Raw genomic sequence first — 15,532 nt, forward strand, 5'->3', positions numbered from 1 at the left:
CCCGCCTGCGTGGCAGGCACGGCACGTGCCGCCCCCGACCGTGCCACGCGTGGTCGACGGGATCGTCACTTCCCGGGCCAACTCCCCGTATCAGGTGCTATATCCGATGCAGGACGGACGGCAGTGGGCACCGGCCGCTCCGTCCCGAAGACGTGGCCAGAGCGCTCCACGGCACAGCCACAGCCGTGAGCGTCTTCCGGTCCGCGCAGTTCCCAGGCCCTCGGTTCCGCACAGGAGATGGCACGTGACCGCATTCGGCTCCACTCTCACTCTGAAGCACTCGTGCGACTACGTACCCAAGCAGGGCACCACGACCTCCGGCGTCCCCGACGCGGGATTCGCCACCGAATGGCACCTGGAGGCCGCCGGCCGCCCGCGGCTCACGATCCACGACACCCGGTGGGACGGCGGTGAGAGGGACGTGGTCCTGCAGCAGCTCCCCCTGTTACCGGAGATGCCCGCCGCACTGGCCAACCTGCACGGCCGGCACCGGGCCGGCATAGCCGAGGTGTCCACGGGACGCCGGCGGATCACGGCCTTCCTCTCCCTGCCGCAGCCGGGCGGGAGGCCACGGCAGAAGCGGGCTCTGACCACGGCGCAACTGGCGGAGGGGTGCGGAGCGGCGTTCCTGTGCCAACTGGTGGCTCGCCCGGGCGTGTCGCTCACCCCGTCCTTCGATCCGAAGGACCCTCAGGACATCGAGCGATTCCAGCACTCGATCGTGTTCGAGGACGAGGACCGCGAGACACCCGTGGCTGCGTACGTGCTCACCCGCCTCATGCCGACGTTGAGGCAGACCGGCTGGACGGGCGCCGCGTGACTCAACCTGTCACCCGCTCCTGCACCAGACCCGAAGGCCGAACGGCGAACTCGGTTGTAGGCGATGTACTTCGTCTTCACGTCGCCTGCGCCGTTCTTCGTCATGTCCAGCAGTGCATCAAGCTGATCACGTGGTGCTTCTGTCAGTCGACAGTCAGATCTTGATGACCGTGGCCTGTGTGCCGCACAGCATTACGAGGTCCTCGGGGTCGGAGGTGAGGATCGTGACGGGACCTGGTGCGGCGAGCGCGGTGGCTGCGAGCATGGCGTCGATGGCGTACTTGTGGCCGTGCAAGCCGGCTTCGGCGAGGAGGACGGCCGCGTGGCGGGCGATCGGCTCGGTGATCGGTTCGATGACCAGTCGGGAGAGCGTCCACTCCAGGGCCGGTCGGTTGATGCGGGGGTGGACCACTTCCACGAGGGTGGCCGCGGAGGTGATCACGCGCAGGTCGTCGGCGCGGGCCAGGGCGAGCCAGCCGGTGACCGTGCGGTCGCGCAGGACGGCCTTGGCCAGCCCTTCGCCATCCAGGACGAGGGTGCCGCCGGGGACCGCGGGGGAGCGGGTCACGCGGCGTTCGCTCCGTGCTGTGCCTGCTCGCGTCGTGCCTGGGCGAGCTGGTCGCGCAGGGCCTGGATCTCTTCGTCCGTGACGGGGCCGTGCTCGGCCTCGGCGACGGTGATGAGTTCGTTGAGGTTGTCGCGTTCGATCTGGCGGGTCACGGCCGCGGCTACGTAGGCGGACAGGCCGGAGGGGCCGCTGCGGGCCTTGGCGGCCTCGGCGATGTCGCGCGGCATGGTGATCGAGTACTTGCCGGTGGGCTCACTCATGCTACCCATCCTACCTGTCATCCTCCCCGTTGCGGGGGCCTTCCCCACTGGCATGGCTGCCGCAGGCGACGCGTTGACCTGGAGAGAGGCGGTGGACGCCATGCGAAGTTCGGCAGGTCGGGTACGAGGTGCTCCCAGGAGGGGGCGTGGGCAGAGGACGGTGGTTGCCGCACCGTCCCGCCGGGGGCGCGCGGCGGGGGACGGGGCGGACGTCAGGGTGCTTGCCGACGAGATCGGGTCCTCGTTGGTCCGGGCCGTCAGGGAAGCCGCCGCTGATGACTTCGGCCGGGTGAGGGAGGGGCGCGGTCCGGCCCTCAGCAGTTGGTACGCCTTCTCGCTCGAATATGTGGAGGCGCGTTGGTGCAGGTCGCGGCGAAGACCCGGAGCGAGACCAACGATGCACTGTGCTCGATCACCGAGGCCATGCTCCGAAAGCCGCGAGGCCGGCCGGATGACGAGCTGTTGCGGCGGGCGCTGCGGAACTGGGCGTTCGTGATCCCCCGGCCTGATACGCGCACGGCACCCACAGAGGTGCGGCTCGCTCTGGACTGGGTCGCCCGGGCTTCACCCCCCTTGGACGACCTGCTCGACCCGGTCGTGATGCGCGGTGTGTTGCAGGCTCTCCGGCTGAAGCGGGACGGCAGGGTCGCGGCTGCCGAGACGCAGCGGCGCAAGCGTATGACGCTCGTCAACGTGGTGCTCATGACCCGGTACGCGAAGTACCTCTACGGGCGTCAGGCCCTCGCCAACAGGCGCATCGAAGCGCTTCTGGACGAATACAACTGATGGATCGTCACGCTCCTCGTGGCGAACCGAGCGATCCACATTAACCTCGCGTCCCACGCATGTCCCGCGCGAGCTGGTTTCGAGCGGTCTGGCACGCCGGATCTCGCAGGTGGGTCAAGGTAAAAGTGCAGGTCACGGGCGCACAGATGTGAGGATGTCGGGAAGTGCAACGGTCACGTGGGCCGTGTGCGTTCTGACATGAACAAATAACCCCTGACCCGCATTTCTGCAGGTCAGGGGCTTCTTTGGCACTTCCTGTGAAGTGCCCCCGGCAGGATTCGAACCTGCGCACACGGCTCCGGAGGCCGTTGCTCTATCCCCTGAGCTACGGGGGCGTGCGCCGCGCTGGTGCGTGGCGACGGGTAGAACCCTACCAGCTCGCGGAGGGTCTCCGTGAACAGGTATTTCGAGTCCGCGGCGGGTCCCGCGAAGATCGTCCTCGGCCGGGTCGCGTGCGGGTGGGCGGAAGGGTGCGGCGTGCCCCGGCGCGGGCCAACGGGGCTGCCCCTGAGGGGTGTTGTGACACGGGCGGTGCTTCCGTACGCCCCCGGTGTGCTCCCGCGTCCCCCGGAGGGGGCGGAAGTGGGGAAAAGCGGGACGCGGTCACGGCGCCCGACCTACTCTCGATGCTGTGTCCGGCGTGCCGCGCCGAGTGCTCGTTGTCGACGACAACCGGGTGATTCGGCAGCTGATCAGGGTCAATCTCGAGCTGGAGGGCTTCGAGGTCGTGACCGCGGCCGATGGTGTCGAGTGTCTGGAAGTCGTGCACCGGGTGCAGCCCGATGCCATCACGCTCGATGTCGTCATGCCCCGTCTCGACGGGCTGCGCACCGCTGCACGGCTCAGAGCCGACGTGCGGACCAGGCACCTGCCTCTGGCCATCATCAGCGCCTGCACCCCGTACGAGGTGGAGACCGGTGTGGCGGCCGGTGTGGACGCGTTCCTCGCCAAGCCGTTCGAACCGACGGAGCTGGTGCGGGTCGTGCGCCGGCTGACGCAGCGGGAGCGGCAGCAGCCCGGCGAGCGGCGAGAGGAGCCCCCGTCCGTGGAGGGCGGCGCCCAGGCCCCCGCGCCGCGACCCGCCCACGGCTGAGGGGACTGCGGGCCCGTCCGGTGGCCGAGGGGCCGGCAGCGCTCCGTCGTCCCTGCTGCGGTCGGCAGGTCGGCAGCGGCGGTCCGCCTGATGCCTGCGCGGCCCCGCCCCGCCCGCGGCACCGTGTCCGGCGGTACCGGAACGCCTTGCTCCTGTTCCCGTGCGGCCTCCCCGCCGCCTCGCCCCGCACCCCGTCCCATCAGGGCACACCCCGCCCTCTGCCCGCATGGCGAAACCGGTTGGCGGAGGGACCCCCTTCCTCCCATACGCTTGTGCCGTGACCCCCGCCGAGCTGTCCCGTACCGTCGCGCGTGCCGTGTGCCGTGCGGTCGAGGAGGGCGCGCTGGCGGTGGAGGTCCCCGAGCCGGCGAGTGTCCGCGTGGAGCGCCCGCGCCCCGGAGGCACCGGGGACTGGGCCACCGGGATCGCGCTGAAGCTCGCGGGCCCCGCGGGGCGGCCGCCCCGGGAGGTGGCCGGGGTGCTGGGCGAGCGCATCGCGCGGGCCCCCGGCATCGAACGGGTCGAGATCACCGGCCCCGGATTCCTGAACGTCACGCTGGAGGGAAGCGCCCAGCAGCGCCTGGTCGCTGCCGTGCGCGCGGCGGGGGCCGGGTACGGCATGCCCGCGGGTGCCGCGGAGGGATCGGCGCCCGGCACGCCCGGGGTGCGTCCCGCCGACGCCCCCGCCCCCGCTGGAGACGCCTCCGACCGGCCCGAGGCCGCACAGGCACCCGGCCCGCCGCACCCCGCCCTCGGCGACCACCCCGCCCCCCGGGACCACCCCGCCCCCCAGGACCGTGCCGCCCTCTGGGCCGAGGTGCTCGGCCGCATGGGCGCCGCCCCCGTCGCGGCGGCGCCCCGGCCCGTGCCCGCCCGCCCCGGCCTCGTGGCCGAGCTCGGGGAGGACGCCGCCCGCTGGGCCATGCTCTCCGCCGCCGCGCACGACCGCCCCCGTACCGGGGACCTCCTCGTGCAGCACGAGCGCAACCCGCTCTTCACCGTGCGGTACGCCCACGCCCGCGCGCGGGCGCTGACCCGGGGCGCCGGCCTGCTCGGTTTCGCGGCGGCGCCCGAGGAGGTCGTCGACGCCCCCGTCCTCACGCAGGCGATCGCCGACTTCCCCGTCGTCGTTGCCGACGCCGCCCGGCTGCGCGCGCCCGACCGGCTCGCCCGGCACCTGGAGGCGACGGCCGAGGCCCTGCTGGCCTTCCAGCACGGGGTGCTGCCCGTGGGGGACGAGAAACCCTCGGCCGCCCACCGCTCCCGGCTGGCCCTCGCCGAGGCCGCCGGGACGGTGCTCGCCGGTGGCCTGTCCCTGCTCGGCATCAGCGCACCCGAACACCTGTGAGATGTGAGAGACAGATGAGCCGATCCGCACACCCCGCCGGTCCCCGTCACGCGGACGTCCTCCCCGAGGGCCACTGGACCGCGCCGCCGGCCGACCTGAACGCCCTCGACGAGAAGGTGTGGGCGAGGACGGTCAGCCGCAACGACGAGGGCACCGTGACCGTCGGGGGGATCGAAGTGACCCGGCTGGCCGAGGAGTTCGGCACGCCCGCCTACTTCCTCGACGAGACGGACTTCCGGGCCCGCTGCCGCGCCTGGGCGGAGGCGTTCGGCAAGGACGCGGACGTCTTCTACGCCGGCAAGGCGTTCCTGAGCCGCGCGGTGGTGCGCTGGCTGAAGGAGGAGGGGCTGAACCTGGACGTGTGTTCCGGGGGAGAGCTGGCGACCGCCCTCGACGCCGGGATGCCGGCCGAACGCATCGCCTTCCACGGCAACAACAAGTCGGAGGGCGAGATCCGCCGCGCGGTCGGGGCCGGGGTCGGCCGGATCGTGCTCGACTCGTTCCAGGAGATCGCGCGGGTCGCGCACATCGCCCAGGAGGCCGGCGTCCGCCAGCGGGTGCAGATCCGGGTGACGGTCGGCGTCGAGGCCCACACCCACGAGTTCATCGCCACGGCGCACGAGGACCAGAAGTTCGGCATCGCGCTGGCCGGCGGGCAGGCCGCCGAGGCGGTGCGCCGGGCGCTGCGGCTGGACGGCCTGGAGCTCATCGGCATCCACTCGCACATCGGCTCGCAGATCTTCGACATGGCCGGGTTCGAGGTGTCGGCACGCCGGGTGGTGCAGCTGCTGGCCGAGGTGCGCGACGAGCACGGCGTGGAACTTCCGGAGATCGACCTCGGCGGCGGCCTCGGCATCGCCTACACGTCCGACGACGACCCGCGCGAGCCGCACGAGATCGCGAAGGCGCTCGGCGAGATCGTCACCCGCGAGTGCGAGGCGGCCGGGCTGCGGACGCCGCGGATCTCGGTGGAGCCGGGGCGCGCGATCGTCGGCCCGACGGCGTTCACGCTGTACGAGGTCGGCACGGTCAAGCCGCTGGAAGGGCTGCGGACCTACGTGAGCGTCGACGGCGGGATGTCCGACAACATCCGCACCGCGCTCTACGACGCCGAGTACAGCGTGGCTCTGGTGTCGCGGACGTCCGACGCGGAGCCGATGCTGAGCCGGGTCGTCGGCAAGCACTGCGAGAGTGGTGACATCGTGGTCAAGGACGCGTTCCTGCCCGCCGACCTGGCGCCCGGCGACCTGATCGCCGTACCGGCCACCGGCGCGTACTGCCGCTCCATGGCCAGCAACTACAACCACGCCCTGCGTCCCCCGGTGGTCGCCGTGCGCGACGGCGCGGCGCGGGTGATCGTCCGGCGCGAGACGGAGGAAGATCTCCTGCGTCTCGATGTCGGATAGCTGAGATAGATGTCTCGCATGCCGGACGGAGGACAGAAACTCCGGTCCGGTGGGTGAGACTGGTCGAACCGTAGAAGGAAACGAAACGAGGTCGGATGATGCGTACGCGTCCGCTGAAGGTGGCGCTGCTGGGCTGTGGTGTGGTCGGCTCAGAGGTGGCGCGACTCATGACGACGCACGCGGACGACCTCGCCGCGCGTATCGGGGCCCCGGTGGAGCTGGCCGGGGTCGCCGTGCGCCGCCCCCAGAAGGTGCGCGAGGGCATCGCCCCCGAGCTGGTCACCACCGACGCCGCCGCGCTCGTCTCCCGGGACGACATCGACGTCGTCGTCGAGGTCATCGGCGGCATCGAACCGGCGCGCACGCTCATCACCACCGCCTTCGAGCACGGCGCGTCCGTGGTCTCCGCCAACAAGGCGCTGCTCGCCGAGGACGGCGCGACCCTGTACGAGGCGGCCGAGAAGCACGGCCGCGACCTGTACTTCGAGGCCGCGGTCGCCGGCGCCATCCCGCTGATCCGCCCGCTGCGCGAGTCCCTGGCGGGCGACAAGGTCAACCGGGTGCTCGGCATCGTCAACGGCACCACCAACTTCATCCTCGACAAGATGGAGCGCACCGGCGCCGGCTACTCGGAGGCGCTCGACGAGGCGACCGCCCTCGGGTACGCGGAGGCCGACCCCACCGCCGACGTGGAGGGCTTCGACGCCGCCGCGAAGGCCGCGATCCTCGCGGGGATCGCCTTCCACACCCGGGTGCGCCTCGACGACGTGCACCGCGAGGGCATCACCGAGGTCACCGCCGCCGACATGGCGTCCGCGAAACGCATGGGGTGCACCGTCAAGCTGCTCGCCATCTGCGAGCGCGCGGCCGACGGGCGGTCGGTGACCGCCCGGGTGCATCCCGCGATGATCCCGCTCAGCCACCCGCTGGCCTCCGTCCGCGAGGCGTACAACGCGGTCTTCGTCGAGGCGGAGGCGGCCGGCCGGCTGATGTTCTACGGTCCCGGCGCGGGCGGCTCGCCCACCGCGTCCGCGGTCCTCGGCGACCTGGTCGCCGTGTGCCGCAACAAGCTCGCCCAGGCAACGGGGCCGGGCGAGTCCGCGTACACGCAGCTGCCCGTGAGTCACATGGGCGACGTGGTCACGCGGTACCACATCAGTCTCGACGTGGCCGACAAGCCGGGCGTGCTCGCCCAGGTCGCGACGGTCTTCGCCGAGCACGGCGTATCGATCGACACGGTCCGCCAGAAGGGCAAGGACGGCGAGGCGTCCCTCGTCGTCGTCACCCACCGCGCGCCCGACGCCGCCCTCTCCGGGACCGTCGAGGCGCTGCGCAAGCTCGACACCGTGCGCGGTGTCGCCAGCATCATGCGTGTTGAAGGGGAGTAAGGGACCCATGACAAACGGCACCCACCAGTGGCGCGGCATCATCGAGGAGTACCGGGACCGCCTTCCGGTCACGGACACGACGCCGGTCGTCACGCTCCGTGAGGGTGGCACGCCGCTCGTCCCGGCGCAGGTCCTCTCCGAGCGCACGGGCTGCGAGGTGCATCTCAAGGTCGAGGGCGCCAACCCCACCGGGTCCTTCAAGGACCGCGGCATGACGATGGCGATCACCCGTGCGAAGGAGGAGGGCGCGCAGGCCGTCATCTGCGCCTCCACCGGCAACACCTCCGCCTCCGCGGCCGCCTACGCGGTGCGCGCGGGCATGGTCTGCGCGGTGCTCGTGCCGCAGGGCAAGATCGCGCTCGGCAAGATGGGCCAGGCGCTGGTCTACGGCTCGCGCATCCTCCAGGTCGACGGCAACTTCGACGACTGCCTGAACCTGGCCCGGGCCCTGTCGGAGAACTACCCGGTGGCGCTGGTCAATTCGGTCAACCCGTACCGCATCGAGGGCCAGAAGACGGCCTCCTTCGAGATCGTGGACGCCCTCGGCGACGCCCCCGACATCCATGTGCTGCCGGTCGGCAACGCCGGCAACATCACGGCGTACTGGAAGGGGTACACGGAGTACGCCGCGGACGGCGTGTCCGCCCGCAAGCCGCGGATGTGGGGTTTCCAGGCGTCCGGGTCCGCGCCGATCGTGCGCGGCGAGGTCGTCAAGGACCCGTCGACGATCGCCACCGCCATCCGCATCGGCAACCCGGCGTCGTGGACGCAGGCGCTGGCCGCGCGCGACGACTCCGGCGGCTTCATCGACGAGGTGACGGACCGTGAGATCCTGCGCGCCTACCGTCTGTTGGCCTCGCAGGAGGGCGTCTTCGTCGAGCCCGCCTCGGCCGCGTCGGTGGCCGGTCTGCTGAAGGCGGCCGAGCAGGGCAAGGTCGACCCGGGCCAGCGGATCGTCTGCACCGTCACCGGCAACGGGCTCAAGGACCCCGACTGGGCCGTCGCCGGCGCGCCGCAGCCGGTCACCGTCCCGGTCGACGCCTCCGCCGCCGCCGAGCGCCTCGGCCTCGCCTGACGGGCCGCCCGGCATCCGTACCGGCCGCGCGCCGGTACGGACGCCGTGCCCCCGGGGGGCGACGGTGCGGCTCAAGAGCCGTCCGCCGCCCCCGCGTTGACTCCCCGCGCCGCGTCCCCGGCACATGCCGGAGGAATGTCTGCATGGTAAATCCGGGCAACCGGGACAACGTGTCGCGCGGGGGGCACGGACGGGCCCGCGACACGCATCGTGCGCCTCCTGTGCGCCCTATGTCGCAGGTGAACCTTCCTTCGATAGGCTGTACCCGAACCCGTCCGCCGCATATGCCGTGCGGCTTGCCGCCGCCGTTGCCGCCCCGGGTCCGGGTGTTCGTACCTCTCGGAACATCCCGTACATCCCGCAGTTCAGAACCAAGGAGAAACGTCGAGCGATGGCCGGTCCAGCGTTCCGCGCCGCCGCTGTCCGGGTGCGCGTCCCCGCCACCAGCGCCAATCTCGGTCCGGGCTTCGACGCCCTCGGACTGTCGCTCGGCCTGTACGACGACGTCGTCGTACGGGTCGCGGACTCCGGTCTGCACATCGACATCGCGGGCGAGGGCGAGGACAGCCTGCCGCGCGACGAGAACCACCTGCTGGTGCGCTCCCTGCGCACGGCCTTCGACCTGCTCGGCGGGCAGCCGCGCGGCCTCGAGGTCGTCTGCGCCAACCGCATCCCGCACGGCCGCGGCCTCGGCTCGTCGTCCGCCGCCATCTGCGCCGGCATCGTCGCCGCCCGTGCCGTGACGATAGGCGGCGACGCCCGCCTCGACGACGCGGCCCTGCTGGAGCTCGCGACCGAGATCGAGGGCCACCCGGACAACGTGGCCGCCTGCCTGCTCGGCGGTTTCACCCTCGCCTGGACCGAGGCCGGCGCCGCCAGGGCGATCAGGATGGACCCCTCGGATTCCGTCGTTCCGGTGGTTTTCGTGCCGGGCAGGCCGGTGCTCACCGAGACCGCCCGCGGCCTCCTGCCGCGCACCGTCCCGCACGTCGACGCCGCCGCCAACGCCGGGCGCTCCGCGCTCCTCGTCGAGGCCCTGACCAGGCGTCCCGAACTGCTGCTCCCGGCCACCGAGGACCGGCTCCACCAGGAGTACCGGGCCCCCGCGATGCCCGAGAGCATCGCGCTGGTCAACCGACTGCGCGCCGACGGCGTCCCCGCGGTCATCTCCGGTGCGGGACCGACGGTCCTGGCACTGGCCGAGGACGGTGCGGCCGACAAGGTCGCGCTGCTGGCGGGCGAGGGCTGGGCCGCGAACCGGCTCGCCTTCGACGCGGCGGGGGCGAGCGTCATGCCGCTGTCCCCGCAGTGATCGACGATTGCCGGTGAGTGAGAGGGGGAATGTTTGTTGGAGCCGGTAGTGTTAACCTCAAGTCTGCAACCGTCGTCGAATCGGCGCGGTGCTGCGCGTCCCGTAGCGGGACCACCATTCTTCCGGGAGCCTCCCACACTGCCTGAGCAGCCTGCCTGAGCAGTGTCGAGCACGCTCCGGAACCGGCACGACACCCCTCGCTCAGCCAGGAGAGTGGGTCGAGCAGGGGGTCATCGGGCCGGGCCTTGCACGTCTTGCATGTCTATCTCTCCGCCGTTGATCTGCACCGGCGGGACCACCGCTCCGACACGGTCCGTACCCCGGGACCACCGTCGGACAGCACAACCGGTCGCCGAGCCAGAAGGCCGACGTCCGCTCCAGGGAAGGACCCTTCGTGAGCGACACCACCGATCTGATGGGCGTTACTGCCGACAACAACGTCGACACCGCCGCGCCCGCCGAAGGTGCCGCCTCCGGCACCACCACACGGCGCCGCCGCTCCGGCACCGGCCTCGAGGGCATGGTCCTGGCCGAGCTGCAGCAGGTCGCGTCCGGCCTCGGCATCAGGGGCACTGCGCGGATGCGCAAGAGCCAGCTGATCGAGGTCATCAAGGAGGCGCAGGCCGGGGGTTCCTCCGCGGCCAAGCCCGCCGACACCGCCGCGGCCGAGGCCCCGGCGAAGCCGAAGCGGCGCGCCACCTCCAAGGCCCGTACCGGCGACGAAGCCGCCGCCCCTGCCGCGGAGAAGCCGGCCAAGGCCGAGAAGGCCGAGAAGGCCGTCGCCCAGCAGCAGATCGACATCCCGGGGCAGCCGGCCTCCGACGACCAGCCGGCCGGCGAGCGCCGCCGCCGTCGCGCCACCGCGCAGGCGGGCTCCCCGGAGACCCGCACCGAGTCGCGCACGGACACCGCCGTCGAGGTGAAGACCGAGGCCAAGGCCGAGACGCAGACCGACACCCGGTCCGAGTCCGCCGCCGGCCAGGACGGCGAGGGCCGCCGCGACCGTCAGGACCGCGGACAGCGCGGCGAGCGCGGGGAGCGCGGGGAGCGTCGCGACCGCCAGCGCGACCGCCGCGGCAAGGGCGACGACCAGGGTCAGGGCGGACAGCGCCAGCAGCGCCAGGGCGGCCAGCAGGGCCAGCAGGGCGGCGGCGGTCCGCAGGACGACTTCGACGACGACGGCAGCGGCCGCCGCGGCCGGCGCGGGCGCTACCGCGACCGCCGCGGGCGCCGCGGCCGCGACGACTTCGCCGGCGGCGAGCCGCAGGTCTCCGACGACGACGTCCTGATCCCCGTCGCGGGCATCCTCGACATCCTCGACAACTACGCGTTCATCCGGACCTCCGGCTACCTGCCCGGCCCGAACGACGTGTACGTCTCCCTCGCCCAGGTCCGCAAGAACGGCCTGCGCAAGGGCGACCACGTCACCGGCGCCGTGCGCCAGCCCAAGGACGGCGAGCGCCGCGAGAAGTTCAACGCGCTGGTGCGCCTCGACTCCGTCAACGCCGCCGCGCCCGAATCCGGCCGCGGCCGCCCGGAGTTCAACAAGCTGACCCCGCTGTACCCGCAGGACCGGCTCCGCCTGGAGACCGACCCCGGTGTGCTGACGACGCGGATCATCGACCTCGTGTCGCCGATCGGCAAGGGCCAGCGCGGTCTGATCGTGGCCCCGCCGAAGACCGGCAAGACCATGATCATGCAGGCGATCGCCAACGCCATCACGCACAACAACCCCGAGTGCCACCTCATGGTCGTCCTCGTCGACGAGCGTCCCGAAGAGGTCACCGACATGCAGCGGTCGGTGAAGGGCGAGGTCATCTCCTCGACCTTCGACCGTCCCGCCGAGGACCACACCACCGTCGCCGAACTGGCCATCGAGCGCGCCAAGCGCCTCGTCGAGCTGGGTCACGACGTGGTCGTCCTGCTGGACTCGATCACCCGTCTGGGCCGCGCCTACAACCTGGCGGCGCCGGCCTCCGGCCGCATCCTGTCCGGTGGTGTCGACTCGACCGCGCTCTACCCGCCGAAGCGGTTCTTCGGCGCCGCGCGCAACATCGAGGACGGCGGCTCGCTGACCATCCTGGCCACCGCGCTGGTCGACACCGGCTCGCGCATGGACGAGGTGATCTTCGAGGAGTTCAAGGGCACCGGCAACATGGAGCTCAAGCTCGACCGCAAGCTCGCCGACAAGCGCATCTTCCCCGCGGTGGACGTCGACGCGTCCGGCACCCGCAAGGAGGAGATCCTGCTCGGCAGCGACGAGCTGGCGGTCACCTGGAAGCTCCGCCGCGTGCTGCACGCCCTCGACCAGCAGCAGGCGATCGAGCTGCTCCTCGACAAGCTCAAGCAGACGAAGTCGAACGGCGAGTTCCTTCTGCAGATCCAGAAGACGACTCCGTCGGCCGGCAACAACAACGACTGAGAGAGCTTCACCACAGCCCGGGGGCTCGTCCGCGAGCCCCCGGCGCCTCCCTCCCCGCCCGGGAAGCACCAGGTGGGACGGGGGAAGCGGCTCGCTCCTGTGCCCATCGCGCCCGCGCGGTGGGCACACGTCGTTCTCAGAGGGATCTCAGACGCCCGTGCGACGCTGAGGGATGCTTCACCGTCCCCGGGACAGACGGACATGTGCCGGACACCGCGTCCGGCGCACGCCGGACGCCCGGCGCGTACGGGGTCCCCGACAGAGCCGAGGAGAGCATGACCGAGCAGAGCAGCAGCAGGAACGGCGGCCGGATACGCGGCGGCGGCACACGGCGCAGGCCGCCGTCGACCGCCCGCCGGGTCACCGCCGTCGCCGCCTTCTCGGCCGCCGCCCTGCTGCTCGCCGGCGGCACCGGTCTCGGCTACGTCTACTTCAAGGTCAACGGCAACCTGGAGGGCGTCGACATCGACCAGGCCCTCGGCACCGAGCGGCCCAAGAACCTCGACGACGGCTCGATGGACATCCTCGTCCTCGGCTCCGACTCCCGCGCCGGCGACAACTCCGAGTACGGCCGCGACGAGGGCGGCGCCCGGTCCGACACCGCGATGGTCGTCCACGTCCACCAGGGCCACAAGAAGGCGTCCGTGGTGTCCATCCCCCGCGACACCCTCGTGCAGCGCCCCGACTGCACCCGCGCCGACGGCACCGACGCCCCCGGCGCCCGGCGGGCCATGTTCAACACCGCCTACGAGACCGGGGGACCTGCCTGCGCGGTGAAGACCGTCGAGGCCATGTCCGGCATCCGCATGGACCACTACCTGGAGATCGACTTCGACGGCTTCAAGGGCCTGATCGACGAACTCGGGGGCGTGGAGATCACGACGACCGAGCCCATCGACGACCCGAAGAGCCACCTCTCGCTCGACCCCGGCACCCACACCCTCGACGGCGAGCAGGCCCTCGGCCTGGTGCGCACCCGCAAGAGCGTCGGCGACGGCAGCGACCTCGGCCGCATCCAGCTCCAGCAGGCCTTCGTCAAGGCCCTCGTCGACCAGGTCAGGGACGTCGGGGTGGTCAGCAACCCGAAGAAGCTCCTGGACCTCGCCGACACCGCGACCAAGGCGATCACCCCCGACTCCGGACTCGACTCCGTCAACGAACTGACCGGGTTCGCCCGCAGCCTGGGCGGGCTCGGCTCCGAGGACGTCCGCATGGTCACCATGCCGGTCCGCTACGACCCCCGGGACCCCAACCGCGTGGTCCCCGTCGAGACGGGCGCCGCGCAGGTCTGGCGCGCCCTCAAGCAGGACCTGCCGATCCCGGACACCGCGCTCGCCGGCTCCGCCGGCGACAAGGGCGACGCGAAGGACGTGGTCGCCGGAGCGGGCCCGAGCCCGAGCCCGAGCGCCGGGTGACGGCGGGCGGCCGGGCGGTGGCGCCGGGTGACGGCGGACGCCGGCGGCGCGAGGCCGTAAGGAATCTCCCTACCCCCGCGGGCCCGGGGGAATACCTCGGGGGTCCCCCCGGTTTTGGGAGATACGGCCGGTCCTGGCAGACTGGTACGTCGGCCCCGGTTCACGCACCCGCATCCCGCGCGTGCGACCCGGCGCCCTCCGGAACCTAGGAGACACCTTGAAGCGCGACATCCACCCCGAGTACGTCGAGACCCAGGTCAGCTGCACCTGCGGCGCGTCGTTCACCACCCGCAGCACGATCGACGGCGGCACCATCCGTGCCGAGGTCTGCTCCGAGTGCCACCCGTTCTACACGGGCAAGCAGAAGATCCTCGACACCGGTGGCCGTGTGGCCCGCTTCGAGGCCCGCTTCGGCAAGGCTGCCGGCTCCAAGAAGTAGCGAGCCACTGCGCCGGTCCCCGGCCGCCCCGTCCGGGGAGGCCGGGGCCGGCGCTTTGTCCGTTCCGAGCAGCAGCCCCCCTTCGCGCCAGCGTCACGGAAACCAGGAGCCCCCGCATGTTCGAGGCGGTCGAGGAACTGATCGGCGAGCACGCCGATCTCGAGAAGAAGCTCGCCGACCCTTCGGTCCACGCCGACCAGGCGAACGCGCGCAAGCTGAACAAGCGCTACGCCGAGCTGACGCCCATCGTCGGCACGTACCGCTCCTGGAAGCAGACCGGTGAGGACATCGACACCGCCCGTGAACTCGGCGCGGACGACCCGGACTTCGCCGCCGAGGTGAAGGTGCTGGAGAAGCAGCGCGACGAGATCACCGAGAAGCTGCGGCTGCTGCTCGTCCCCCGCGACCCCAGCGACGACAAGGACGTCATCCTCGAGGTCAAGGCCGGCGCGGGCGGCGACGAGTCCGCCCTGTTCGCCGGCGACCTGCTGCGGATGTACCTGCGGTACGCGGAGCGCGTGGGCTGGAAGACCGAGATCATCGACGCCACCGAGTCCGAACTCGGCGGCTACAAGGACGTCCAGGTCGCGGTGAAGACCAAGGGCGGCCAGGGCGCCACCGAGCCCGGCCAGGGCGTCTGGGCGCGGCTGAAGTACGAGGGCGGGGTGCACCGCGTGCAGCGGGTGCCCGCGACCGAGTCCCAGGGCCGCATCCACACCTCCGCCGCCGGTGTGCTCGTCACGCCCGAGGCCGAGGAGATCGACGTCGAGATCCACGCCAACGACCTGCGCATCGACGTCTACCGCTCCTCCGGGCCCGGCGGCCAGTCCGTCAACACCACCGACTCCGCGGTGCGCATCACCCACCTGCCCACCGGCATCGTGGCCTCCTGCCAGAACGAGAAGAGCCAGCTCCAGAACAAGGAGCAGGCGATGCGTATCCTGCGCTCCAGGCTGCTCGCCGCCGCGCAGGAGGAGGCCGAGAAGGAGGCCGCGGACGCGCGCCGCAGCCAGGTCCGCACCGTCGACCGGTCCGAGAAGATCCGGACGTACAACTTCCCGGAAAACCGGATCTCGGACCACCGGGTGGGCTTCAAGGCGTACAACTTGGACCAGGTCCTCGACGGCGACCTCGACGCGGTGATCCAGGCGTGCGTCGACGCCGACTCGGCCGCCAAGCTCGCCGCCGCGCAGTAGCCCGG

The 15,532-nt window shown here is 71.8% G+C and carries 14 protein-coding genes and 1 tRNA gene; 12 read left to right on the forward strand and 3 right to left on the reverse strand.

The genetic code is table 11. The annotated features are described in order from the left end of the window. Nucleotides 1–244: 244 nt before the first annotated feature. The gene (locus IAG43_RS21790) at nucleotides 245–820 is read left to right on the forward strand and encodes a hypothetical protein (RefSeq protein WP_187742381.1); all 576 of its coding nucleotides are present in this window, start codon (nucleotides 245–247) and stop codon (nucleotides 818–820) included. Between the two features lie 153 nt (nucleotides 821–973). Here IAG43_RS21790 and IAG43_RS21795 read toward each other — a convergent pair whose 3' ends face one another. Together IAG43_RS21795 and IAG43_RS21800 are read right to left on the reverse strand one after the other, a co-directional pair. Then, complete coding sequence (locus IAG43_RS21795; protein WP_187742382.1) at nucleotides 974–1,387, reverse strand: PIN domain-containing protein; 414 nt, start codon at nucleotides 1,385–1,387, stop codon at nucleotides 974–976. Continuing rightward, nucleotides 1,384–1,647, reverse strand: a complete 264-nt coding sequence (locus tag IAG43_RS21800; protein ID WP_187742383.1) for a magnesium transporter CorA family protein — start codon at nucleotides 1,645–1,647, stop codon at nucleotides 1,384–1,386. Before IAG43_RS21800 ends, IAG43_RS21795 begins: the two co-directional genes overlap by 4 nt. 357 nt (nucleotides 1,648–2,004) lie before the next feature. On the opposite strand from IAG43_RS21800, the gene IAG43_RS21805 reads away from it, so the two are divergent. Then, nucleotides 2,005–2,433 carry a hypothetical protein gene (locus tag IAG43_RS21805; protein WP_187742384.1) on the forward strand — a complete coding sequence of 143 codons (429 nt, stop codon included), beginning with the start codon at nucleotides 2,005–2,007 and terminating at the stop codon, nucleotides 2,431–2,433. A gap of 263 nt (nucleotides 2,434–2,696) precedes the next feature. Here the strand turns inward: IAG43_RS21805 and IAG43_RS21810 are convergent. Continuing rightward, nucleotides 2,697–2,768 (reverse strand) — tRNA-Arg (locus IAG43_RS21810). Between the two features lie 296 nt (nucleotides 2,769–3,064). Here IAG43_RS21810 and IAG43_RS21815 point away from each other — a divergent pair. From IAG43_RS21815 to prfA, 10 genes are all read left to right on the forward strand, one after another. Continuing rightward, nucleotides 3,065–3,526, forward strand: a complete 462-nt coding sequence (locus IAG43_RS21815; protein WP_246574497.1) for a response regulator — start codon at nucleotides 3,065–3,067, stop codon at nucleotides 3,524–3,526. 277 nt (nucleotides 3,527–3,803) lie between these two features. Then, on the forward strand, nucleotides 3,804–4,874 hold the full coding sequence (nrtL, locus tag IAG43_RS21820) for an ArgS-related anticodon-binding protein NrtL (RefSeq protein ID WP_187742385.1): 1,071 nt from the start codon (nucleotides 3,804–3,806) through the stop codon (nucleotides 4,872–4,874). A gap of 14 nt (nucleotides 4,875–4,888) precedes the next feature. Beyond that, nucleotides 4,889–6,280: a diaminopimelate decarboxylase gene (gene lysA / locus IAG43_RS21825; protein WP_187742386.1), complete on the forward strand. Its 1,392-nt coding sequence runs from the start codon at nucleotides 4,889–4,891 to the stop codon at nucleotides 6,278–6,280. Between the two features lie 95 nt (nucleotides 6,281–6,375). After that, the gene (locus IAG43_RS21830) at nucleotides 6,376–7,668 is read left to right on the forward strand and encodes a homoserine dehydrogenase (RefSeq protein ID WP_187742387.1); all 1,293 of its coding nucleotides are present in this window, start codon (nucleotides 6,376–6,378) and stop codon (nucleotides 7,666–7,668) included. A gap of 7 nt (nucleotides 7,669–7,675) precedes the next feature. Beyond that, entirely contained in the window at nucleotides 7,676–8,743 is a 1,068-nt protein-coding gene (gene thrC / locus IAG43_RS21835; RefSeq protein WP_187742388.1) for a threonine synthase, read from the forward strand. Nucleotides 8,744–9,134: 391 nt separating this feature from the next. Next, a complete protein-coding gene (thrB, locus tag IAG43_RS21840; RefSeq protein ID WP_187742389.1) occupies nucleotides 9,135–10,055 on the forward strand; it encodes a homoserine kinase in 921 nt (306 codons plus the stop codon). Nucleotides 10,056–10,449: 394 nt separating this feature from the next. Then, nucleotides 10,450–12,477, forward strand: a complete 2,028-nt coding sequence (gene rho, locus IAG43_RS21845) for a transcription termination factor Rho (RefSeq protein WP_187742390.1) — start codon at nucleotides 10,450–10,452, stop codon at nucleotides 12,475–12,477. Between the two features lie 275 nt (nucleotides 12,478–12,752). Next, entirely contained in the window at nucleotides 12,753–13,892 is a 1,140-nt protein-coding gene (locus IAG43_RS21850) for an LCP family protein (RefSeq protein WP_187742391.1), read from the forward strand. Nucleotides 13,893–14,109: 217 nt separating this feature from the next. Next, complete coding sequence (gene rpmE / locus IAG43_RS21855; RefSeq protein ID WP_147988138.1) at nucleotides 14,110–14,331, forward strand: 50S ribosomal protein L31; 222 nt, start codon at nucleotides 14,110–14,112, stop codon at nucleotides 14,329–14,331. A gap of 116 nt (nucleotides 14,332–14,447) precedes the next feature. Further along, nucleotides 14,448–15,527, forward strand: a complete 1,080-nt coding sequence (prfA, locus tag IAG43_RS21860; RefSeq protein WP_147988139.1) for a peptide chain release factor 1 — start codon at nucleotides 14,448–14,450, stop codon at nucleotides 15,525–15,527. Nucleotides 15,528–15,532: the final 5 nt, after the last annotated feature.

The sequence above is a fragment of the Streptomyces genisteinicus genome, assembly GCF_014489615.1.
Lineage (GTDB): Bacteria > Actinomycetota > Actinomycetes > Streptomycetales > Streptomycetaceae > Streptomyces > Streptomyces genisteinicus.

What these genes read in the sequence shown, in the direction of transcription:
- IAG43_RS21800 (WP_187742383.1), bottom strand. Translation starts at nt 1,647, where the DNA reads ATGAGTGAGCCCACCGGCAAGTACTCGATCACCATGCCGCGCGACATC.
- lysA (WP_187742386.1), top strand. Translation starts at nt 4,889, where the DNA reads ATGAGCCGATCCGCACACCCCGCCGGTCCCCGTCACGCGGACGTCCTC.
- IAG43_RS21830 (WP_187742387.1), top strand. Translation starts at nt 6,376, where the DNA reads ATGATGCGTACGCGTCCGCTGAAGGTGGCGCTGCTGGGCTGTGGTGTG.
- thrC (WP_187742388.1), top strand. Translation starts at nt 7,676, where the DNA reads ATGACAAACGGCACCCACCAGTGGCGCGGCATCATCGAGGAGTACCGG.
- thrB (WP_187742389.1), top strand. Translation starts at nt 9,135, where the DNA reads ATGGCCGGTCCAGCGTTCCGCGCCGCCGCTGTCCGGGTGCGCGTCCCC.
- IAG43_RS21850 (WP_187742391.1), top strand. Translation starts at nt 12,753, where the DNA reads ATGACCGAGCAGAGCAGCAGCAGGAACGGCGGCCGGATACGCGGCGGC.
- prfA (WP_147988139.1), top strand. Translation starts at nt 14,448, where the DNA reads ATGTTCGAGGCGGTCGAGGAACTGATCGGCGAGCACGCCGATCTCGAG.